Genomic DNA, 22,371 nt, shown 5'->3' with positions numbered 1-22,371 from the left:
CATCCCTCCTAGAAAATTCCAATCCAACACCCCGCAATGCAGATTACAAAAATGCCCAGAATGATGGCAATGGTTTTTACATTCCGGTTAAACAGCCATACACAAAGAAATGTGGCTCCCAGAGGAAGCAGTCCCGGGAAAATCTGGTCAAAGATGGACTGCAAAGTGGTCTCTGTTCCTGAAAATTGAAAGGTCAGGGATGTCTTAAGCGTCACCATGGTTCCAATCATGGCTCCTATGACCGTAAGTCCCAGTATGGATGCCCCGTAGGACATTTTTTCGATAAGATGGTTCTCCGCAGAGTTCTCCAGGAACCTGGTTCCCATCTTGTAACCGGCATTTCCGGTAATATACTTGGTAAGAAAATGGATTGCCGTGTACAGGAAGAAATACAGAAGGGCTCCCAGTATGCTGCCCTGCTGGGCAAAGGCAATACCGATTCCCGCCGTGATGACGCGGAATGTACCCCAGAAGAAGGAATCGCCAATACCGGATAACGGGCCCATAAGCCCCACCTTCAGGTTATTGATGGATTCCTTATTAAAATTGTCTGCTTTGGCGCATTCCTGTTCCATTGCAACAGAAAGGTCAATGACAAAGGGAGAGACATGGGGCGTGATATTAAATGTCTCTGTATGCCGGTGCAGCGCTTCAAAATAATCATCGTCTTTTGGGTAAATCTTTCTCAGAGGCTTTTCAATGGAATACATAAATCCATAGGCCATCATTTTATCAAAGGACCAGGAGGACTGCATGGTAAAGCTTCTCCAGAACACACTGCGCAAATCCTTCTTTGTTATAAGGGAAGTTTCCTTTGTCTCCTGCATCTAAAAATCCTCCTCTTCTTCAAATTTCATATTTCCCACGGCAATAAGCGCCATGCACAGTCCGGCCACTGCGACTCCAATCACATCCATATTGATATACATGACTGCTATGAATCCCAGGAACAGGTAGGGCATCAGTTTTTTGTTGCCCATCATTTTAATCAGAAGCGCAAGTCCCACACAGGACAGCACGCCGGCCGCCACGTCAAATCCGTCCAGCACGACCTGGGGGATCAGCTTGATAACCGCATTGATACTGCCTGCGCCAAAATACATGGCAAAGAACACCAGGAGCATGGATGGAACGCCCACCATCAGCGGCAGTGTGATGAGATGCCACATGTTTGCCCTTCTTAAATTTCTCTGAGCCAGGGCCTTCTCGATCTGTTTGCCTCCCCAGCTGGCGCCTATGGCGTAACAGCCGTTTCTCCACATCTGCAGGAATATGGACAGAGGCAGAGCCAATGCAACGGCTGTCCCCACTCCCTCCCCGCTTTGGATGGCAATGGCTGTTCCCAGCACGCTGGAGGCATACACCTCCGGCGGTGTAGCGCTCCCTACCATAATAGATCCCATAAACATCAGTTCCAGCGTGGCGCCTATCATGATTCCGGCCTGGAAATCCCCCAGAATCAGCCCCACAATGGGCGCGGTAAATAACGGCCTCCCCATCATGGACGCCCCAAATGTATATTCGTCAATGGCAGCCAGAAAGGCCACAATTGACACCAGTATTGCCTGAAGCATAATCCTTCTCCCTTCTCTATCCTCTGACTGATTCGTCTTATTATATCAATGTCATTGCATCCGTCTCTTTATCTGTAGGCACTGCCCGGCACTCAACCACTGCACCGGCCTGAGCCATGGCGCGGATATTCCGGACATCATGGTCGTCAACAGCCAGGGAATTGGTGATGATCCTGCGGCCCTCTGTCTTTTTCATATTGCCAAGATTGATGTGGTCCACACCCTTCACATGCTCTACCAGTTTCAGCGCGTCATCCGTATTGCCCACTATAACAAACACCTTGTACTTGTCCGTCTTTGTCCCGTTTAAAAGGACAATGGCATCCGCCACGGACTTTATGGAAAATTTGATTCCTGCCGGCGCGGCCAGCTTAAGGGTAGTGGCCCGTATCTTATCTGCCGCAGCCTCATCATTTACGACCAGTATGCAGTCAGCTCCCAATGAATTGGTCCAGGCAAAGGCCACCTGTCCATGTACCAGTCTCTCATCCACTCTTGTAATCTTAATCATACGAAATCCTCCTCACTCTCTTCAAAAGCCTGCTTCATCAGACCGTTGATAAACACACACCCTTCCCTGGCTGCCTGTATTCCCTGTGTAATCAGCTCCTGGGTATCCATGGCGCTCTCCAGCATCGGCACCATGGCCAGCAGCATGGGCGCATTGACGCCGGCCAGTACGTAAACCCCCGGATGGGAGATATGCCCTGAGAAAGCATTGGCCACGCTGCCGCCCAGCACATCTGTCATGACAATCAGCTCGTCCCCGTCCTCCAGCTCATCCACCACAGCGGCCGCTTCCCTGTCCATATCAAAATCCGGTGTGGTATACGCGCTCAGGACACCTACCTTTTCATTTCCTCCCAGGACAAAATCCATGGTCTGCTTCAGTCCTCCGGCAAATTCACCGTGGGTCGCAATCAATATCTTTCTCATGGGGCAATCTCCTTTTCTATTCCTTAATACTCCACCGTCCTGTAGTATCTGCGTATATCCAGGCTGTGGTCCTTCACATGTTCAAAATGAGCGCTGACACGCTCTAACTGGGTGGACATGACCATGGGGGAGACATACTTCCTCATATCGGCGTCAATCCCCTCCAGAGGATAATCCCTGGTATCCCACACCTGCACCACATCCGAATACTTCCTGACAAAGTTCTCCACTCTGTCAACCAGTGGGCGCGTCTCGTCCTCTCCTTTAAAAAGCATAAAGCTCATGTTCTTATCCGTCATCTCCACAGTGCCGTGGAAAAATTCTGCCGCATGAATGGATTTGGTAGGAATCCAGAGCATTTCCTCCAACACGCACATGGCAAAGCAATATGTCTCCCCCCAGGTATTGCCGGCTCCCACACACATATGGAAGCCTGTATCCTTATGCTTTTCTGCAAAAGCAAGTGCTCGTTCGTCGTTCTGCTCCCGCACCTTTAACAGTACCTCCGGCATCTTCCGAAGTGTTTCCACAAACCGTTCGTACTGAGGAAACTCTCCGTTTTTCAGCATCAGTCTGGCTCCCAGGGCAAAAAACTGTATATGCAGCTCCTCCACCAGATTGTCATTGCAGGCAGCATTCTCAACCACATAATCCGAGACAGCAGCCAGAGGAGCGGTCCTGTCCCCCACAAAAGAAATCACTGTGGCTCCCATGCTTCTGGCATACTCTGCCGCCGCAATGGTTTCCTTGGTGGTTCCTGATAAGGAGGCCGTGATAAAGAGAGAATCTCTGGTCAGTGATCTGGGCTTTGCGGCCAGCAGCTCGGCGGCAATTTCATGATACCATACCAGAGTGGAGTTTGTCTTTAGCATGTATGCCAGCGGGCTGATGATAGCATAGGTGCCTCCCGTTCCAACCAAATAGATGTTTTTATATCCCAAATCACTCACCTTATCCGCAATCCTATTAATCTCACCGATCTGGGCCACTGCTCCATTTAAAGTTTTTAAGAAATCCTCATTCTGAAAACCGTACATCATAATCCTCCTCTTGATTAGACAAATTGAATTTTATGTATTTAACCGGATAGCGTTTGTACAAACCATCTTGTGTTTTTAATATACCAACATCATCCACCTTTGTCAATACCATTTTCGTACCAATTATATTTTATTTTATACAACATTACATTTTCCTGTTTCTTTTTTTCCAAAATATGATATAATGAGGCAAGGGAATTAAATCGTGCCTGTCCGGAATGCGGACGGTTTCTGCCATGGCAAAAGACGGTTTCAGACCCGATAAAGAATAAATGGATACCCGGCATGGAGGAAACGGATGCAGAGGAAACAGATACAGGGAGAACAGATACAGGATAAACAGATACAGGGAAAACAGAGGCAGAGTACGCAGACACAGAGACTGACAAAATCAGAGATATTTACCCAGACGCTGAAACGCAATATACAGGAGGGGACCTATCCCTATGGCACCGCCCTGCCCGCTGAGCGGGAGCTGGCCGAGAGCTTTGGACTTAACCGTTCAACCGTAAGGGCCGCCATCCAGACCCTGGTGGAGGAAGGATTGTTAAAAAAGGTCCAGGGCAAGGGAACGTTTGTGATGCGCCATGCCAGGGATAACGCATACACCCATTTCCGGGGCATGAGCGAGCTGCTTAAAAATCATGGATATGTTCCTTCCTCCAGGATTTTATATACCGGTCCCACACCAGCCGGTTACAAGCTCTCCCATCTGCTGCAGGTGGGCGAAGATACGGTGTTGTACCGTATCATGCGTCTGCGTCTTGGCAACGGACTGCCTGTATCCATTGAAAATACCTTTGTTCCCTATGAACTGATTCCTGATATAGAGGATATTGATTTCCAGATATACTCTCTGTATGATGCATTTGCCATGAATTCTCTTCGTATTGCCGGCATACAGCAGGTTTTCTCCACCACCCGTGTGCGCAACTCCGAAGCCAAATACCTGAACGCAGAAAACGGGAGCCCGGTGGTATCCATTGCCATCACCTCCGCCAGCGAGGAAAACGGAATCATTGAGTACACCAACGCCCTGGTGCTTCCGGAATTCTGTAAGTTCTACTCCGACGGCGTTATCCAGGACAGCAAACTCAATGTTTATGCGCAATCCATATAGACCACTGATAGGTTTTAAGATACCAGAATAACCTTTATTCCATCGTGACACCTATCACCAGAAAGGGTAACAGTATGCCAAAAGTTTTCAATCTTCTAAGTTACGACATTGCAGAATATATAGAAAAATACATCCACGAACATGGACTGCAGCCAGGAGACCGCCTGCCCACGGAACGGGAACTGGCGGCCCAGTTAGATATAACCCGTGTCAGCGTGCGCCAGGGATACAAACGTCTGTTAGACCAGGGCGTCATCCGGTCTGAAAACGGCTATTATGTGAATCCGCCCAGAACAGACCGTTCCCTGACCGCCTATTGTTTTCCCTATGCGGATTCTTATTTGCATCCGGACACATTTTCCGTAAAATCAACCGAGTATATGCCGGAGGCCATCCGCAATATATGCAATAACATGCTGAATGCCGACCACAGTTCCCATCTCAACATGAACCGTTTTATCGAATATCTGTCCGATATTCCCGTGGGAATCACTTATACGGCCCAGACCAGCTCGTCCATGCCGTCCTTCCCAGGACTATTCTATCTGCGCTCCCTGCCGGAGGGACTGAAACAGACCCAGTATATGCGGGTCCATCCGCCCAGCCGTGAAGAATATGAACTGCTGGAGCTGAGCGAACACGACAGTATGCTGATGCTGGTAAATGGTTTCCAGTACGAAGGCACCCCCATTGCTGTCAGCGTTTCTCTCTGTGTGGGGACCAGGATGAATTTAATTGCCCCCATAACCATATGATTCCCTATGGCCAAAAGGACTTCCCTCACCAGGTCCGTCCCCAGGCCGATCCGTATGATACCCATAAGGAGTTGACCGCTATGAAAATCCTACCTGCATGCGCCGCCGACACAGCAAAAATATACCGCATCATGACCGAAGCCCGCTCCCTGGCGCCGGACCCCGGCTGGTACTGTACCGACTCAGAGGACTATATACGGTCCCACATCGTAAATCCTGATGCGGGAATCGTCTTTAAGGCAGTGGAGCATGATTGTCTGGCTGCCTTTTTCATCATTCATTTTCCGGGTAACACCCCTGACAGCCTGGGGCACTACATGAACCTGGAGCCCGAGGCCCTTGACAGGGTGGCCCACATGGACTCCCTGGCAGTCCGGCCCAGCTTCAGGGGGAGAGGACTTCAATATCAGCTCATGGCCAGCGCAGAGCAGTATCTGATGACTACCTCCTATTGCCACCTGATGGGGACGGTCCATCCTGACAACCGGTACAGCCTGGGCAATTTTCTCAAACTGGGATACCGGATTGTGACTACCACAAAAAAGTACGGCGGGCTTCCCCGCCATGTCCTGTATAAATCCATAAGCAATCCCCCTTCTTTTACGGGTTCCGGGAATAATACCGCCTCTGTTTCTATATATTTAAAGTAATTACTTCTGAAACAGGACCTATCCTTTATGAAAAACAGACTCAGAAGACTTCCCATGAAGAAGCTGTTACAGACCACCCTGCTGTTCGCCCTGGCCTTTTGTGCCGGACGGCTGGCTGCCCAGGTAGTGGAATACAACCGTCCTCCCGAAGCAGTGACCACCTCAGCCGACGGCAACTGGGGACTTAGTTTCCCGGGCGAGGGCCAGATGCCTGTGGGAAATGCCACCGCGGATTATCTGAAGCAGTTCAATGCCTACTATGCCCAGAATACCCAGGATAAGGTCATCTACCTGACCTTTGACGCGGGTTATGAAAACGGAAACACAGCCGCTATCCTGGACGCCCTGAAAAAACACAATGTGCACGCCACCTTTTTCCTGGTTGGAAATTATTTACAGACCAGTCCGGACCTGGTAAAGCGAATGGTTGCCGAGGGCCACAATGTGGGAAACCATACCTTCCACCATCCGGATATGTCGAAAATCTCCACCAAGGAAGCCTTTGAAAAGGAACTGAATGACCTGGAAACCCTGTACCAGCAGACCACGGGACAGCCAATGAAAAAGTATTACCGTCCCCCCCAGGGCAAATACAGTGAAAGCAACCTGAAAATGGCCAATGACATGGGCTATAAGACTTTTTTCTGGAGTCTGGCCTATGTGGACTGGTATGAAGATAAGCAGCCAACCAAAGAGGAAGCCTTTAAAAAGCTGCTGACCCGCATTCATCCCGGCGCCATTGTCCTGCTTCACAGCACCTCCAAAACAAATGGGCAGATTCTGGATGAACTTCTGACCAAGTGGGAGGAAATGGGATATCATTTTGGAACCCTGGATGATTTGGTGGCGGCAGACCAGACATAGAGAATGGCTGTTTCGTACTCCATGTTCCACAATTATTATGAAAAAACAATATCATTTAAAAATGCCGGAAGAACGCACTGTTTACAAGGTGCATCTTCCGGCATATCATATTTCATGTCAGGTTGATTATATGTGTGTGTTAAAATCTACAGCAGCTTTTCCTTCCACTCCGCCTCCTTAAATCCAGTGAGCACAAAGCCATCCCCCACCACCAGCGGTCTTTTCACCAGCATCCCGTCCGTGGCCAGAAGCGCCAGCTGCTCGTCCTCACTCATGGACGGCAGTTTATCTTTCAGAGACATTTCCTTGTAGATATTTCCGCTGGTATTAAAGAAACGCTTTAGAGAAAGCCCGCTCATCCCGTACCATTCCTTTAATTCCTCCAGGGTGGGATTCTCCTCCCTGACAGGCCTTTCCACATAGGAAATCCCATTGGCATCCAGCCACTTTAAAGCCTTCTGGCAGGTAGAGCATTTTTTGTAGCATAATACGGTAAGATTCATTTTCATTCCTCCATCTGTTCTATTTCCTTATTCTGCGGCAAACCTGAGGGTCCTGGCTGAACCGTCAAAACAGGATGTATCTTCATTATAAGTAACCATATCCTCCGTCGAATATGTAAGCAGGGCAGAATGAGTTCCCCCCATCCATCCCCCGATTTCTTCCTCATGGCCTGCCATGTGTTCTGGCCGGGCAGCGTCAAACTCCACAACGCGGACATCGCCAGGTCCTGCCGTCACTTTTCCATCTGACTTTATGGATGGCTTCATCTCCCCGCTGCCGCCTGCCAGCACCGCTGCACCGCTGCCCTCTGCCGTCATCTCCCCTTCTGATTCTTCCACTTTGATTCTGCATGAATAAATGCCGATTCCACATTGGCCCAAAGCTGAAACCGTACCGGTTCCACCGGCAATATCCACCTCCGGACACGATATTCCCGCATACGTTCCCTTTATATCCAGCTGTCCGCCCTCCAGGCGCAGGGCTGCCTGGCCGTTTTCCGTCCGATTCCCCAATATGCCTGCTGTTTTGGCTTCAATGTCCAGGCTTCCCTTTCCCCGGATGACCAGGGTACCTGAATGTATGCGTATACCTGCACCTTCTGACCGGATCCAGCTGCCGCTGCCCTCCTTTAACTCGATGGTTAAATCCCCTGTTATATCAATTGCCGGGCGGGAGGACTCCGCGTTTTCCATGACTGTGTTTTCTATAACCGCATTGTCCAATGTCAGCGTATAGCTGTCCCTGGAATTTCTCAGTCTCCATCCGTTTCCCTCCGCCATCTTTCCCCTTCCCGGAAGTTCCACCTTTCCTTCATTTCCCAGGTAAAGAGCTGTCAGCGGCACCTGCTCCCTGGACTGGGTCAGCCCATATCTGGATGCCAGATATATGCCTGCGCTGGATATGGCAGTGCAGAATGCAATGATAAGAATAATGAACAGAACAGCGCGTACTGTCCTGCCCACAAATCCTTTTGAAATCTTATCCATATAGATGTTTCCTCCTGTTACAGTTTCGTTTATTTTATCATAAAGTAATCCATTTTTCCATTACTTGTGATATCATAGGAGAAAAGTGTGGTTACTGATTGGAACAGCTCAACCATGCAATAAGGAGGTTCTGTCTATGATAAATATTCTCTGCTTCGGCGACTCCAACACATTCGGGACCAATCCCAAAGGAGGACGCCATTCCTGGAATACCCGCTGGCCCGGACGGCTTCAGGTTCTGCTGGGGCCTGAGTATTATGTGATTGAGGAAGGCATGGGCGGACGCACCACGGTATGGGATGACCCGCTGGAGCCCGGACGATGCGGCATCCAGGCCCTTCCCATGGCACTCCAGAGCCACAAACCGCTGGACCTGGTCATTCTGTTCCTGGGCACCAATGACTGCAAGGCCCACTTTCATGCCTCGCCCAGGGTTATAACAAAGGGAATGGAAAACCTGTGTCACACGGTACAGGGATTTGATTACGGGGAAGGCTATAAGAAGCCTAAGATTCTGGTGATATCCCCTATCCATATAGGAAATGACATGGAACACTGTCCCTATGTCAGTTTTGATGAAACCGCACCCGGTAAATCAATGGCCCTTGCGCCCCTCTATCAGGAGCTGGCAAAAGCTGAGGGCTGTCTTTTCCTGGATGCCGCATCCCTGGCCGGTCCCAGCAGCATTGACCAGCTCCACATGGACGCAAAGAACCATGGGGCATTGGCTGAGGGGATCGCTGAGGTGGTGAAGGGGTATTTTGAACCCTAGGGGTGAAAAAATGGCTGTCCTGGATATTTTCATAACCCAGGCAGCCTTTTACTTATTCTATTATATTTTCTCTGACTCTTTCTCTCTATTCCACTAAAAATCCGGGATTTTGGCAAATCATAGCTGATATTTCTCCCGCTGTGAACCCCATTTCCAGAAGGCGTTGCGCATAATCCCAAAGCCCGTCATCGGGATATTTACCATTGGCCTTTCCTAGATCCGTGGTAATAATGCACCGTTGCGCGCCTATGGTCCGAATTTCTCCGGCCACCTTTTCCCAGGCAACACACCCTTCTTCAGGAGAAGTATATGAATGTTCAATCCATGCTCCCAATTTCACAAGTTCCTGCTGTTCTTCAACCGTGTAGTGAGTAAATTCCCAATCAGCATGCGTTATAAGCAGTTTTCTAAACCCCCTTTTAGATGCTACCCGGGCAAGGGCAAAAGTTTCCTTATGTGTAATATGACCTGTGGCCAATACCAAATCATGGGACTGGACCACATCCAGTACTTCCTGCATCTCACAGCACAATTCACCTGATTCATCTATAAGGCAGTAAGACGGCACATTCCGTCCAGCATCCAGCATCTTCTTTTGCATGTCTATATATTGAGGCAGATGTTTCAGGTAATAATCCTGTTGGGAAGCAGAGTCAAAAGTAGGACACCATACAATTTTGGCCCCCATTCTGGCAGCTGTCTCCACTGCCAAAGGATTGAGTCCGCCAACGGACGCATTTAAGGTAATGGTCCCCACTGCGTTGCACCCCGGATAGCAGGCCCGGACTGTAGCCGCCTGAAGACACGTAGGAGCATAATGGGACTTAATGGCAAATCCCTTCATTCCTCTTTTTACTGCGCGCTCTGCCATTTCCAGTGCTGTTACGGAACGTGGTATAATATCTGGTCCGCAGTGAATATGCAGGTCATAGGCATGTTTCAACAAATCAGTCATTCCAGCACACCTCCTCTATGCAGATAATAATGACGGCAGGAACGTAACAATAGGCGGAAAAATGATACAGAGTATGAGCGCTATAAAGGATGCGGCAAGGAACGGAAGAACCCCTATCACCACCTCGCCAAACGGCTGCTTGGTGATACCCACCACAGTAAACAGGTTTGCACCAAATGGCGGGGTCACAAAACCCACAATCAGACTGATACAAAATACCACTCCCAAATGAATTTCATTGATTCCCATAGCCAGCCCTATAGGCGCAAGGACCGGTGCCAGCATTACAACGCTGGCCAGACTTTCCATCAGACATCCGATAAACAGGAGTACTATGAGAAGAAGTATCCAGTACAATGCCTGACTGCCTCCCAGCATGGGTACTACAAAATTTGCAATCTTTGTTGGTATTTGTGTGGTGGAAAGTATCCAGCAAAACACAGATGCCCCAGCAATCAAAAAGCATATCATAGCAGAAGTCTCTATAGTTTTCTTAACGGAATCAATGAACGATTTAACAGTAACCTTATGATAGACAAGGGCCAGTACAAAGCTGTAAACAACTCCTACTGTGGCAGACTCAGTGGGGGTGAAGATGCCTCCATATATCCCGCCAAGTATGATAACCGGCAGCAGTAACGTGGGAAGTGCCTTCCAGGTAACTAAAAGCTGCTCTTTCAAGGAATGCCTTTCCAGATTAACCTTCAGCGGAAGCTTTCTTGTTTTTATCGTATTTGCAACAGCCAAGCATATTGCTATCAAAATTCCCGGAACAACACCGCCCATGAACATCTTTGTTATGGATACTCCCATGGTCGTTCCGTAAACTATCATCACAATGCTGGGAGGAATGATGGGGCCCAGGGCTCCCGCCATGGCAGTCAGCCCTGCTGCTGTCTTAGGCGGATAACCGTTTTCAATCATAGCCGGAATCAGAATGGAACCAATGGCTGCCACTGTAGCTGGACCCGAGCCTGACAGTGCGGCAAAAATAGTACAACAGATAATGGTCACCAGCCCCATGGCTCCTTTGAATCCTCCAAACAATGAATACACCCAGTCAATCAAACGTTTTGAAAGGCCGCAGCTCTCCATGATGTAACCCATAAGTGTGAACAGAGGGATTGCCAGCAGGGAGGAGGAATCCAATCCCAAAGCCAATTTCTGGGCCACTACCAACAAGGGTTTAAGGGAGGTAACCTGAAGGAATACCGTACTGGACAGTAAGATACAAAAGCCAATGGGCAAACCGAAAAATATCAGTACTAGCAAAAGGATAAACAGCAGAGCTCCCATTTATATCTCCTCCTTTCCATCAGAATATCCCGCAAGAATACACCAAATCGCTTCAACTTCATATATCAGTATTAACATTCCCAATACAGGCAAAGCGCCATATACAAGACCGATAGGCAGCTTTAAGGCTGTAGAGGTCTGGCGCATGGTGACCTTACACAGGGCCAGCCCGTATTTGGCAAGTATAATTCCCATGTAAAAAATGAGCAGATGAATGGCCAAATTGTATATCCTCTTTGTATTTCCTTTCAGTTTTCCTGAAAAAAGATCAACGATAGCATGTCCCTTGGATTTTACAAGGCATCCTGAACCAATCAGATTAAACCAAAGGAAACAGTATCTTGCACATTCATCTGTCCAGGAAAACGTGCTGTTCAGCACATAACGGCTGAATACCTGCAGGCCGCTGGCCACAATCATTAAAATCACCAAGACGATACAGACAGCAATCATAATACGGTATATCCATGTGCAGATTTTTCTATATGCCCTCAGCATAACCCCTCTCCCTTCTATCCCGTGATTTTATCCGCTTTCTATTTTTGTATTAGATTCATGACCTTGTCATAGAAATCCGCACCTATGGTATCCCTGTATGTATCGTATATACCTGCATCTGCACAGGCTTTCTTCATTGCCTCCACATCCACATCCTCGTCAATGGTCATTCCTTTTTCCCTTAACTGGTCAAACACATTCTGCTCCTGATCTTCCTCCCATTTTCTCTGCTCTCCAGCAGCCTTATCCGCAGCTTCCTGTATCACCTTCTGCTGTTCTTCTGTCAGACTGCTCCACAGAGATTCAGATATCATCAAAGGATTAGGACTGTACAGATGCCGGGTCAGGGAAACATGGCTACAGACTTCGTAATACCCGTTGGCCAGTACCACAGCCGGAACTATCTCGAATCCGTCAATCGTTCCCTGCTGCAACGATGTAAATACATCGTTAAACGCAAGGGGGGTGGGATTGGCATTCATAGCCTTAAATGTACTGAGATAAATATCGCTCTCAGGTACCCTGATTTTCATTCCGCTAAAATCATTCAGACTTATGACTGCTTTATTACTGATTACGTCCCTGAATCCCCCCTGCCCATAAGCAAGTATCCTTACACCGGACTCCTCTGCAAATTTATCCATGAGTTGCTGTAATTCATCAGATTCCAGCACGGCGTAGGCGCTTTCATAATCATTGTAAACATAAGGTAGGTCCAATATGGAAAAAGCCGGGTCAAAATTGCTGATTACCATGTTAGCAGTTGAGGCCATTTCAATAGTTCCCAGCTGCATTCCCTCTACCATATCGCGTTCCCCTCCCAGGGAAGCGCTGGGGATTATCTCAATATCAATGCTGCCATCAGAAAGTTCTGCCACATACTGTTTGAACAGCGTACACATCTTGTGATGGACACTATCCTCAGAATCAGCTTCCGTATGCCCTACCTGGATAACCAGCTTCTCAGCTGTTTCAGCCTTTGTCTCGGTTTTCTCATTTTTCTCGGATTTCTGGGTCTCAGTTCCTGCACTGGTACTGGTCTGCGAACCTCCGCATGCACATAAGGAAAATGATATTGCCACTGCCGTGGCCGCCATAATCATATTTCTTCTTCTCATCCGTTTACTTATCCTCATACTTCTTCTCCTTTCATTTACCCCAATCATTTACATTTTCCCCTTTTACCACCACTGAATTGTTTGCAACATTTTATCAAATTAATTGTAGTGTGTATTTCATTTTGTACATTTAGTATATCCACTATATTTGCCGCTGTCAAGCAAAATTTTGTGGCATTTTTTTCACAATCCCCCTCCCCTTGAAGTAAACACTACACACCTATTTTTAAAAATTGCCCCACATCAATTCGTGAATCAATGCAAGGCATCCTATCGCTAAAGCGTGTCTCCAAACTATGTTTTGTCCATTGGGAAAATACCCCCCCCCCCCATGCATCATGCGCCTGTCACATATCATGGCATGCGGAATTCAGTGGTAAGCGCATCTCTCTCTTTGGCTCGTTTCCGGTATTCCTCACTGTTTTTGCGGCATACCAAAGTCACGATATATTCACCTATCATCTCTACGCCGATGGCCGAATTAAAAAAGCTCATGTGGGACGTCTCAGCAATAAAGGATATATCAGAACATGGAATCATGGGTGCCAATGGGCTGTCTGTCACGACACAGATCCTGGCCTTATGGGATTTGGCCACATTGATTAGGAACATGTCAATCTTATAGTACCTGGCAAATGAAAACAGAATAAAGATATCCTCCGGACCAATATCCTGTAGGATTCCCATTGCTTCTGTTTCGTTATGTGGCAGTGTGACAACCTGATTCACAGCAAATCCCAGCAACCGCGCAAAATGGCCTGCCACTCCCATACAACCGCGCAGGCCGATTATGTACTTGCGTTTGGACATCAGTATCATGTCTGTAAGTGCATCATAACTTTCCACCGGATTCTGGTGAAATGTCTTAGTAATATTATAATTCATTAATTCCACAAATGTATCTGGAATATTTTGGTCATTAAATTTCCCGGACAGCACATCAAAACGGTCAGATAACTGCATATTGCGTACTGCCGCGCTTGCTTCTCCTGCCAAAGAGTTATAGATATCATTTTTTAAATCTGTAAATCCCTTATATCCTATCGCTCTGGAAAAACGGATGATTGACGCATCACTTACACCAATCTCTCTGGCCACATCCATGGAAGACATATTTCCGATCCGTTCCTCATTTTTCAGAAAATAATCTGCTATCCTGTGCTGCTGGTTTGTAAGCTTTGATTCCTTAAGCCGCTCTGCCAAAATTGTCATCCTATCCCCTCCTCTGCAAATGCTGTCCTACTCGTTCCAGTATAGCATCATAATGATAGCTTTGTCTATTTCTTTGAATACCATACAACATCTTTTTGTAATAATCACTACATTTTCTATATTGACAGCAGCGTTTTTCTCAGATATACTGTTTGTATCGATTGAAGTGCGCACAACATTTTATTGTTTTATATGTAGTATATAATTCTTTTTATAAGGAGGGACAAACATGCTTGTGTATCTAAGCGAGTATATCCATCCCGATGCGGTCAAGCTGCTAAAGCAGCATGGAGAAATCACGGATACATTTGACCGCATAAGGGAAATTGACGCCATCATACTCCGCACAGCTAACATAACCCGCGATATCATATCACAGGCCAGCAGTCTGAAAGTAATCGTAAAACATGGTGTTGGATGTAATACCATTGATTTAGAAGCTGCTAAGGAATATAAAATACCTGTTATCAACACTCCAAAAGCTAATACCAATTCCGTTGCGGAGCTGATAATTGGTCTGATACTCAATGTGTGCAGAGGCATTGCATTCTGTGATGCCAAGAGCCGCCATGAAGGTTTTGGTCGGATTGCCCCTCCGGAAATGACAGGCATTGAATTGACTGGTAAAACCATAGGCCTTGTAGGTATGGGCAACATCGCACTGCGCACAGGCGAAATCCTGAAAAACGGTTTTGACACCGTACTGGTGGGGTATGATCCATACTGCACGGCTGAACAAGCTGCCATCTTCGGAATCAAAAAATACAATGATTTAAACAAAATGCTGGAGGTCTCTGATATCGTGAATATAAGTGTTCCGCTGACCCCCTCCACCAAGAACCTGATAGCCGGTGATTCATTCCTGCACTTTAAAAAAAACGCTGTTCTGATTAACGCAGCCAGAGGCGGCATTGTAAATGAGGACGACTTATATACAGCCCTAAAAACCAGACAATTAAGAGCCGCTGCCTGTGATGCCTTTGTGAAGGAACCGCCTACTGGCGAAAATAAACTAACCAAATTAAATAACTTCTGCGCAACGCCTCATATCGGTGCCAACACAGAGGAAGCCTTATACCGCATGGGTATGGAGGCAGTTAAAGCTGTAATTGGAGCTATTGAGGGAAATGCGGCAAAGTACCGGGTGGTATAGAAAGAGAGGATGACTTATTATGAGTAAAGTAGGATGTGTGATTATAGAAGATTTCAAACGGCCTGACAAAGCACTGGTAGAAAAGTTCAGAAATGTGGCGGTTGCTAACCTGGATGACTGCATGAACCGCATATCGGCTGTCCATGAAGATATACGGCCTGTAAACAAAGGAAAACTCCTGGGACCTGCATTTACAGTCAAGGTCCCTTCCGGCGACAATCTCATGTTTCATGCAGCCATGGACCTGGCCAAACCTGGCGATGTGATTGTCATTGACGCTGGCGGAGATACCCGCCGTTCCATCTTTGGCGAGCTAATGGTGACATACTGCCGAAAGCGCGGTATAGCCGGAATCGTGGTGGATGGCTCCCTCCGCGATGTGGACGCCATGTCCCAACTCACTGATTTTCCGATATATGCAAGAGGCATTACACCTGACGGTCCCTACAAAAATGGACCAGGTGAAATCAATACCCCCATTGTATGCGGCGGCAGACTGGTAAATCCAGGGTTCATCGTAATAGGGGATGAGGACGGTGTTATCTTTATCAATCCCTCGGATGCTCCTGAGCTTCTGGAAAAGGTCAATAAACTTCATGAAAATGAAATAAGGATTATCAATACCATAGAAAAGGATGGTACATATATTCGTCCATGGGTAAACGAAAAATTAGAAGGCCTGGAAGTTGAACGCATAAACTATGTTGAATATTAAGCACGCCCAGTCATATGAGCCAAAGTAGTCCGACACTCCCGCATAGTTAAACCGCCGGAAAACAAATCCCGTTTTCCGGCGGTTCTGCCTTTGTCAGCGCCTCTCCATCCCCTTAATCCTCCGGTACAGCTCCCTGTTCACCGGCACATCCAGGCCGGCCGCCTCTGCCCGGCGAATCACGGTGCCCGCAAAAAATTCCACTTCCGAGGGCCTGCGGGCCAATCCATCCTGCCGCATAGAGGGCATACCATCAGGGTTCAGACTGTCAATCAGGTCAACATAGGCGTCCAAATCCTCCATGGTCACCCGGATTCCCTCTCTTCCGGCCAGCTCCACTACTTCAGCCATGGCTGCCTTCATCATCTGTCTGGCCGGTCCCGGCCTTTGTACGGTTCCATAAGTCCCTTCCTCCACCATGACAGCCTGGTTCACCCCCACATTCAGCATCCATTTGCACCAGAGCCTGCGCAGGATATCCGGCTCCCTGGTATAGGGAAGTCCTGTCCGCTCAAACAGCTCTGTGACCGCCTCCAGCATTGCCTCTTTCTGCGGTTCATGTTGGGGAATCCCTATACATATCTGTCCCATATGGGAATAGGTCAGCTCATTTCCCATCTTCACGGCATCCATTCCCTGGGCCACGCAGTACAGCACGTGCTCCATTCCCAGTATGTTTCCTATGACGGCTTCACTGGTAATTCCATTGAGTACGGAAAGAATCACGGTATCCTTTCCCACCTGATTCCTGACCATGGGGACAGACGCCTCAAGCGCAGTGGCTTTCACGGCAAATATGAGAAGCTGGGCCGGTCCTCCGGGGTCTGCTTCATCTCCCGGACAGACCGCGAATTTCCATCCTCTTCCGTTACAGTATACCGTGGTATCCCGGTAACGTTCCACCCGGTCCCTGTCTGCCAGGAATGTCACCTGCTCCAGCCCCAGGGTCCTTGCAAAGAAATCCCCGTACAATACACCCAACGCACCCATTCCTACTATGGATACTCTCGTAATCCTGTCCATGCCTTACCTCCGCGCTGATTAATAGAATCTGGCAATCTCCCGGACCGTACAGCGCTTTGGCATCTGAGGATCGGCCGCGCCATATCCAAGGGCAATGACCGCCGCCACATCCTGGTCCTCCCCAATGGAGAGCAGTTCCCTCAGCTTACCAGCATCCCTGATTCCCATGACCAGGGTGTCCAGGCCCAAATCCTTTGCCTTCAGCAGAAGGTTCTGGTTATGCATCCCCAAATCGTAGCAGCCCCATCCGTTTCCCAGCTCATTGGAAGGGGTTCCGTCATTTTCATATCCTGAGCGGTTCTTAACAAAGGCGGCCACAATCAGTACAGGCGCATCCTTGCTGTTTGTCTGGTTAAAGGCCGGAAGGCAGGTTTCCTTTACCCTTTTGAGCATGTCATCTGACATAACCACATAGTATCTGGCTGTCTGGGAATTTTTCCAGGAAGGCGCAAGGGTGGCTGCCTTAAGGATCTCCTCCACCTGTTCACGGCTCACTTTCCTGTCCGGCTGGTACTTTCTCATGCTTCTTCTTTCCCTCAATACTGCATCTAATTCCATATGAATCTTCCTCCTGTCCATTGGTTGATATCCGAAAACTGCTTTTAAAGGCTGGTTTTAATTCCGGAACGTGCCGCAAACTCAGAAGCCTCTGTAATCCTCCTGTAAAACTGCGGATAGAACTCTTCCCCGCTGTTATAAGGAGTTATGTAAAACTGATTCAGCACATACATAACCACCGTTCTCCTGATGTCCAGGCTCCCATTTTCTTCCAGTCCATGTTCCAGATCCTTGAGAAAATAATGCCAGTCATTTACAAATTTCTCATACAGCTTTACATCCGGGGTATCAATCCACTTGCGGACCTTTACCTTGCTTCTGTTATCCTTAGGACACTCATGGACCTGAAGGAAGTAGCTGAAGGACCGGTTCTCATACAGTCTTCCCAGCGGGAAGAGACGGCAGAACCCAGGCCTGTAAGAATGGATACCGCACCTGCCCTCTCCGTTCAGGAAGGAACAGGCCTCATCCCGGCCTGTCATCCGGATATTGGGCAGGATAATGCCGTCCACCATATTCACCTCAAGTGGGCCAGACAGAAGCTGTTCCGGTGTCATCCCAAGGTTCCCCGTAAGACGGAACATATCCATAGGGTCCAGTATGATGGATGACCCCATACCGCGGCAGCAGGCAGAACAGCCTTCACATCCGCCGCTGTCAGCCCTCACCATATCATTGATACCATATAATTTCCCGTCGGATATATCCTCCAGACTGACTTCTCGTTCCATAGCTCCCAGTACTCCCTTTCCAGCAGTTTCCATAAATAGTTCTAACAGACAGTATACCACCCTTTTCCGGTTTCACGCAACCATGCTTTTATGGGGCAAAGCCATCTGAAAAGCCGTCCTGTTTCACCCTACCCTCTGTTTTTAAGCACCATAACAGCTATGGCCAGACCTGCTATCACAGCCATCCATCCACATGTCACCCACAAGGGCAGCTGAATACCCAGCGCCTTATTCAAGGGAATTAGTACCAGAGAGGTGAGCCCGATCTGGTTCAGAAAGCAGACTCTTTCATACAGCTTCCCCCTGTCCCTCTCCTTTTTCATAAACGGCTTTCCGCTGTCCGGCAGAATCCGGTTCAAATCAGGCACCTGCCAGCGCGCCTTTCCCGCTGCGGCAGCTCCCAGGAGCAGAGCCGGAAACGGTGAAATGGTTATGACAAGGCGCCAGATCTGAATGAATTTCTCCGGCAGTCTTATTCCCAAAACCTGGTTAATTGGAAACATAATCATGGATACAATGCACAGAAAACAAAATAAGTATGCCATATCCCTTGCCTTGCACAGCCTGTCAATCCTGTCCTTTTTCATGATATCCTTTCCTTTCTTTTCCCATTCCAGTTTCATTTCCAGCAGCTGCGGGTCCAGTGTGTCAAACCTCCACCCTGAATCCCTGACCTCCAGACACACTTGTCTGACGCGCTCCAGCTCCTTAACTTCCTTTTGTATCTGTCCTGCCCGCGCTTCCATGAGAACCGCTGCCCTCTGAGGCTGGTCTGCCAGCTGGCGAATCTGGGCCACTGAAAATCCCATGATGCGGAAAATTCGTATCTTTCTCAGATGTTCCACATCATCCTCACTGTACTCCCTGTAATTATTGGAACTCCGGCCCGGAGCTAAAAGACCTTCCTTCTCGTAAAACCTGATATTGGCTTTTGTGATTCCAGTCAGGGTCTCTACCTCTTTGATTGTCATATACACACCTCCTTACAGGTTTATTGTAGGGGTTGAATAAGGTTGAATGTCAAGCCATTCCCGTCTTTTTATATATTTCTTCATTTATGTCGGACAAAAAAGACAGAGGAATCATGCGCCTGACCGTGCATGTCTCCTCTGCCATATGTATTGTTCTGTATCTAATCCATCCAATCCCCGGCCTGTTCCTCCACGCAGGGACGGTCCGGCAGGCTGTAGCGGTAGCATCTGCTGAATACGCCGATTTCTTCCAGAGTAGATACCATGCGGTACACGGTTGCCATACCAATGGCCGCATCGCGCTTAGCCGCCTCGTAATATATTTCTTTACAGCAGTTCCACTTTCCGCTCAGTATGACATCCAGAAGGATCATACGCTGTTTTGTCATACGTTTCCCCTGGCTCCTCAGTTCCTGGATGACCCGCTCCTTCTGCCACGTGCCGGACTCCTCTCTTTGTTTCCACGGCATATCACTCAGCTCCTTTACTTTGCTGTCAGGCATTGCTTCTGCCCTTTAGACGTTGCTTCAGCTCTATTTCTTAAGTAAGTTAAAGCTAACCCACATTTTCTAAAATATGCAGCCAGGCGCCTCTGTTTCCTGTTCCCCACAGGAATTAGATATCCCTAACTGCATATATAGATTAGCATCAGCTAACTTTCTTGTCAAGAATTTTTTTATTTTACAATCATTTTACCGTCGCTTTTCCATCAGCCCTTATCCTTCAGATTGAGCCCTGCCAGCGCCTTGGCAAATGCATTGTTGACAGGCTCCTCTGCTTCCTTTTTCTGCTGGTTCAGGTATCGGGCCACGTCCTTTTTGGTCACTCCGGCGCCTTCCTTTTTCCTGCGCTCCTCAAAGGCCTTCAGCTTCTCCTTATGACCGCACCTGCACACAAATATCTGGGCATCCCCCTTGCCCTTAAGCTCCATCTTTTTATGGCAGACAGGGCATCTGGCATTGGAGGTGCGTGAAATGACCTCCCGGTGGCCGCATTCCCGGTCCTGGCACACCAGCATCTCCGTATTCTTTCCCTTTACAGCCAGCATCCGCTTTCCGCACACCGGGCACTTTGTGTTGGTCAGGTTGTCATGGCGGAACGAACCCTCACCTGTCTTAATCTGGCGGATCAGTTCCTGGGAATATCCTCTGATGTCCTTCATGAACGCGCCTCTTTTCAGGCTTCCCTTTGCAATGCCCGACAGCTTCATCTCCCAGTCCGCTGTCAGCTCCGGCTTCTTCAGGTCCTCAGGCACCAGCTCCAGGAGCTGTCTGGCCTTGGACGTGAGGCAGATATCCTTGCCCCGCTTTTCAAGCAGAAAGCTGGAAAACAGTTTTTCTATTATATCCGCCCTGGTGGCAACGGTTCCCAGACCGCCGGTCTCCCCCAAGGTCTTTGCCATGGCCTTATCCTTTGTTTCCATGTACGCCACAGGATTTTCCATGGCGGAGAGCAGGGTTGCTTCATTAAACGGGGCAGGCGGTTTTGTCTTACCCTCTGTCATCTTAAGGGACAGGCCATGTAACACATCCCCCTTTTTCAGATCCGGCAGCTGCTGGTCCTTTACCTCCGGCTCATCCTCCTCTTCCCCGTCATCCACAGCCGTGTCATAAGCAGCCTTCCAGCCCTGGCCCTTTACTATCCTTCCCTTTGCAATGAACCGCTGGCCCCGGATATTTGCTTCCAGGCTGGTCTCGTCATATTCAAAGGGTGGATACAAAACAGCCAGGAACCTGCGCACCACCAAATCATAAATCCGGCGTTCATCAATGGTCATATGGTCCATCTGCACATACTGTTCCGTGGGAATGATGGCATGATGGTCGGAAACTTTGCTGTTGTCCACAAAAAATGGTTTCGCCGGCAGGGGCTGGTTCACCAGCCTTCCGGCCAGCATCTTATAGGGGCCGACGGAACACGCCTTCAGACGCTCCTTAAGGGTGGGGACAATATCCGCGCTCAGATACCTGGAATCGGTTCTGGGATAGGTCAGGACTTTATGGTTCTCATAGAGGCGCTGCATAATGTTCAGCGTATCCTTGGCAGAATAATTAAACCGCTTATTGGCATCCCGCTGCAGCTCCGTCAGGTCATAGAGAAGGGGCGGCTGCGTCTTTTTAGGCGTCCGCTTTACCTCAGCCACAACAGCCGTCTCCCCCTTAAGCTCCTGAGCCAGTCCCTCCATCCGGCCGCGGTCAAAGGAACGGTGGCTGCCTGTCCCTGCATCCTGCCATGTAAGGACCAGCCCGTCCTTTCTGGCCTGAAGCCCAAAGTATGGCTGGGGCACAAACGCGCGTATCTGCGCCTCCCGTTTTGCTATCATGGCCAGAGTCGGGGTCTGGACACGGCCGCAGGAAAGCTGGGCATTGTATTTGCAGGTCAGGGCCCTGGTGGCGTTGATGCCCACCAGCCAGTCCGCCTCTGCCCTGCACATGGCTGCGTCATACAGGTTATTGTATTCCCTTCCGTCCTTCAGGTTGGCAAATCCCTCCCTGATAGCCTTATCAGTCACGGATGATATCCACAGACGCCGGATAGGTTTATTGCACCCTGTCTTTTTCAGAATCAGCCGGGCCACCAGCTCTCCTTCCCTTCCTGCATCCGTGGCAATGATAATGTCCCCCACATCCCCCCGGTAAATCTGGGTTTTCACAGCCTGGTACTGCTTTGAGGTCTGCTTGATGACCTCAAGTTTAAATACCTCAGGCATCATGGGAAGGTCCTCCATCTTCCATTCCTTGTACTTCTTATCGTAATCCTCGGGGTCAGCCAGGGTCACCAGATGGCCCAGCCCCCAGGTTACCACGTAACGATCCCCTTCAATGGCGCCGTTTATATTTTTCCCGCACTTAAGAACCCGGGCAATGTCCCGGGCAACAGAAGGCTTTTCTGCTATTACAAGTGATTTCATTGATATACTCCTTATCTCAGTTTTAAACCGGA

The 22,371-nt window shown here is 48.7% G+C and carries 25 protein-coding genes; 7 read left to right on the top strand and 18 right to left on the bottom strand.

The window, feature by feature from the left end; genetic code table 11:
• Nucleotides 1-8: 8 nt before the first annotated feature.
• Genes CGC65_RS06000 through CGC65_RS05980 form a run of 5 tightly spaced genes read right to left on the bottom strand, consistent with a single transcriptional unit; the run spans nt 9 to nt 3,547 of the window.
• Nucleotides 9-827: a PTS system mannose/fructose/sorbose family transporter subunit IID gene (locus tag CGC65_RS06000; protein ID WP_002567827.1), complete on the bottom strand. Its 819-nt coding sequence runs from the start codon at nt 825-827 to the stop codon at nt 9-11.
• Nucleotides 828-1,574 (bottom strand): PTS mannose/fructose/sorbose/N-acetylgalactosamine transporter subunit IIC, encoded by a 747-nt coding sequence (locus CGC65_RS05995; protein WP_002567828.1) that lies wholly within the window; start codon nt 1,572-1,574, stop codon nt 828-830.
• A gap of 40 nt (nt 1,575-1,614) precedes the next feature.
• On the bottom strand, nt 1,615-2,085 hold the full coding sequence (locus CGC65_RS05990; protein WP_002567829.1) for a PTS sugar transporter subunit IIB: 471 nt from the start codon (nt 2,083-2,085) through the stop codon (nt 1,615-1,617).
• Complete coding sequence (locus CGC65_RS05985) at nt 2,082-2,510, bottom strand: PTS sugar transporter subunit IIA (protein WP_002567830.1); 429 nt, start codon at nt 2,508-2,510, stop codon at nt 2,082-2,084. The genes CGC65_RS05990 and CGC65_RS05985 overlap by 4 nt, the downstream gene beginning before the upstream one ends.
• Nucleotides 2,511-2,533: 23 nt before the next feature.
• Complete coding sequence (locus CGC65_RS05980; protein WP_002567831.1) at nt 2,534-3,547, bottom strand: SIS domain-containing protein; 1,014 nt, start codon at nt 3,545-3,547, stop codon at nt 2,534-2,536.
• Nucleotides 3,548-3,848: 301 nt separating this feature from the next.
• Between CGC65_RS05980 and CGC65_RS05975 the strand changes: the two genes are divergently transcribed.
• The 4 genes from CGC65_RS05975 to CGC65_RS05960 all read left to right on the top strand — a co-directional run bounded on the left by CGC65_RS05975 (nt 3,849) and on the right by CGC65_RS05960 (nt 6,939).
• Nucleotides 3,849-4,670, top strand: coding sequence for a GntR family transcriptional regulator (locus tag CGC65_RS05975; RefSeq protein ID WP_002567832.1), 822 nt, complete (start codon nt 3,849-3,851; stop codon nt 4,668-4,670).
• Nucleotides 4,671-4,744: 74 nt separating this feature from the next.
• A complete protein-coding gene (locus CGC65_RS05970; protein ID WP_002567833.1) occupies nt 4,745-5,425 on the top strand; it encodes a FadR/GntR family transcriptional regulator in 681 nt (226 codons plus the stop codon).
• Between the two features lie 80 nt (nt 5,426-5,505).
• Nucleotides 5,506-6,075, top strand: coding sequence for a GNAT family N-acetyltransferase (locus tag CGC65_RS05965; RefSeq protein ID WP_235622278.1), 570 nt, complete (start codon nt 5,506-5,508; stop codon nt 6,073-6,075).
• Nucleotides 6,076-6,102: 27 nt separating this feature from the next.
• Nucleotides 6,103-6,939, top strand: coding sequence for a polysaccharide deacetylase family protein (locus CGC65_RS05960; RefSeq protein ID WP_002567835.1), 837 nt, complete (start codon nt 6,103-6,105; stop codon nt 6,937-6,939).
• A 146-nt stretch (nt 6,940-7,085) separates the two neighbouring features.
• Here the strand turns inward: CGC65_RS05960 and CGC65_RS05955 are convergent, their stop codons facing one another.
• Nucleotides 7,086-7,442 carry an arsenate reductase family protein gene (locus CGC65_RS05955; RefSeq protein ID WP_002567836.1) on the bottom strand — a complete coding sequence of 119 codons (357 nt, stop codon included), beginning with the start codon at nt 7,440-7,442 and terminating at the stop codon, nt 7,086-7,088.
• A gap of 27 nt (nt 7,443-7,469) precedes the next feature.
• A complete protein-coding gene (locus CGC65_RS05950) occupies nt 7,470-8,429 on the bottom strand; it encodes a hypothetical protein (RefSeq protein ID WP_002567837.1) in 960 nt (319 codons plus the stop codon).
• 136 nt (nt 8,430-8,565) lie between these two features.
• On the opposite strand from CGC65_RS05950, the gene CGC65_RS05945 reads away from it, so the two are divergent.
• Complete coding sequence (locus CGC65_RS05945) at nt 8,566-9,201, top strand: SGNH/GDSL hydrolase family protein (protein WP_002567838.1); 636 nt, start codon at nt 8,566-8,568, stop codon at nt 9,199-9,201.
• An 85-nt stretch (nt 9,202-9,286) separates the two neighbouring features.
• Here the strand turns inward: CGC65_RS05945 and CGC65_RS05940 are convergent, their stop codons facing one another.
• From CGC65_RS05940 to CGC65_RS05920, 5 genes are all read right to left on the bottom strand, one after another.
• Complete coding sequence (locus tag CGC65_RS05940; RefSeq protein ID WP_002567839.1) at nt 9,287-10,156, bottom strand: DUF6282 family protein; 870 nt, start codon at nt 10,154-10,156, stop codon at nt 9,287-9,289.
• Nucleotides 10,157-10,171: 15 nt separating this feature from the next.
• The gene (locus CGC65_RS05935; protein ID WP_002567840.1) at nt 10,172-11,452 is read right to left on the bottom strand and encodes a TRAP transporter large permease; all 1,281 of its coding nucleotides are present in this window, start codon (nt 11,450-11,452) and stop codon (nt 10,172-10,174) included.
• Nucleotides 11,453-11,950 (bottom strand): TRAP transporter small permease, encoded by a 498-nt coding sequence (locus CGC65_RS05930; protein WP_002567841.1) that lies wholly within the window; start codon nt 11,948-11,950, stop codon nt 11,453-11,455. It abuts the gene before it with no gap.
• Between the two features lie 38 nt (nt 11,951-11,988).
• Nucleotides 11,989-13,086, bottom strand: a complete 1,098-nt coding sequence (locus tag CGC65_RS05925) for a TRAP transporter substrate-binding protein (RefSeq protein ID WP_002567842.1) — start codon at nt 13,084-13,086, stop codon at nt 11,989-11,991.
• Nucleotides 13,087-13,422: 336 nt separating this feature from the next.
• Nucleotides 13,423-14,280, bottom strand: a complete 858-nt coding sequence (locus CGC65_RS05920; protein ID WP_002567843.1) for a MurR/RpiR family transcriptional regulator — start codon at nt 14,278-14,280, stop codon at nt 13,423-13,425.
• Between the two features lie 229 nt (nt 14,281-14,509).
• On the opposite strand from CGC65_RS05920, the gene CGC65_RS05915 reads away from it, so the two are divergent.
• Together CGC65_RS05915 and CGC65_RS05910 are read left to right on the top strand one after the other, a co-directional pair.
• Entirely contained in the window at nt 14,510-15,433 is a 924-nt protein-coding gene (locus tag CGC65_RS05915) for an NAD(P)-dependent oxidoreductase (protein ID WP_002567844.1), read from the top strand.
• A 19-nt stretch (nt 15,434-15,452) separates the two neighbouring features.
• A complete protein-coding gene (locus tag CGC65_RS05910) occupies nt 15,453-16,148 on the top strand; it encodes an RraA family protein (protein WP_002567845.1) in 696 nt (231 codons plus the stop codon).
• 93 nt (nt 16,149-16,241) lie between these two features.
• On the opposite strand, the gene CGC65_RS05905 is transcribed toward CGC65_RS05910, so the two are convergent.
• The 6 genes from CGC65_RS05905 to CGC65_RS05880 form a co-directional block, all read right to left on the bottom strand.
• Nucleotides 16,242-17,168: a ketopantoate reductase family protein gene (locus CGC65_RS05905; protein WP_002567846.1), complete on the bottom strand. Its 927-nt coding sequence runs from the start codon at nt 17,166-17,168 to the stop codon at nt 16,242-16,244.
• Nucleotides 17,169-17,186: 18 nt separating this feature from the next.
• Nucleotides 17,187-17,726, bottom strand: coding sequence for a nitroreductase family protein (locus CGC65_RS05900; RefSeq protein ID WP_002567847.1), 540 nt, complete (start codon nt 17,724-17,726; stop codon nt 17,187-17,189).
• A 44-nt stretch (nt 17,727-17,770) separates the two neighbouring features.
• The gene (locus tag CGC65_RS05895; RefSeq protein ID WP_002567848.1) at nt 17,771-18,457 is read right to left on the bottom strand and encodes a YkgJ family cysteine cluster protein; all 687 of its coding nucleotides are present in this window, start codon (nt 18,455-18,457) and stop codon (nt 17,771-17,773) included.
• Between the two features lie 128 nt (nt 18,458-18,585).
• On the bottom strand, nt 18,586-19,428 hold the full coding sequence (locus CGC65_RS05890) for a MerR family transcriptional regulator (RefSeq protein ID WP_002567849.1): 843 nt from the start codon (nt 19,426-19,428) through the stop codon (nt 18,586-18,588).
• Between the two features lie 161 nt (nt 19,429-19,589).
• Nucleotides 19,590-19,898 (bottom strand): transcriptional repressor, encoded by a 309-nt coding sequence (locus CGC65_RS05885; RefSeq protein ID WP_002567850.1) that lies wholly within the window; start codon nt 19,896-19,898, stop codon nt 19,590-19,592.
• A 239-nt stretch (nt 19,899-20,137) separates the two neighbouring features.
• Nucleotides 20,138-22,339 (bottom strand): DNA topoisomerase III, encoded by a 2,202-nt coding sequence (locus tag CGC65_RS05880; RefSeq protein ID WP_002567851.1) that lies wholly within the window; start codon nt 22,337-22,339, stop codon nt 20,138-20,140.
• Nucleotides 22,340-22,371 lie beyond the last annotated feature (32 nt).

It is taken from the genome of Enterocloster bolteae, assembly GCF_002234575.2.
GTDB lineage: Bacteria > Bacillota > Clostridia > Lachnospirales > Lachnospiraceae > Enterocloster > Enterocloster bolteae.
Note: the sequence above shows the minus strand (reverse complement) of the source record. Positions and strands in the feature narration are given on the sequence as shown.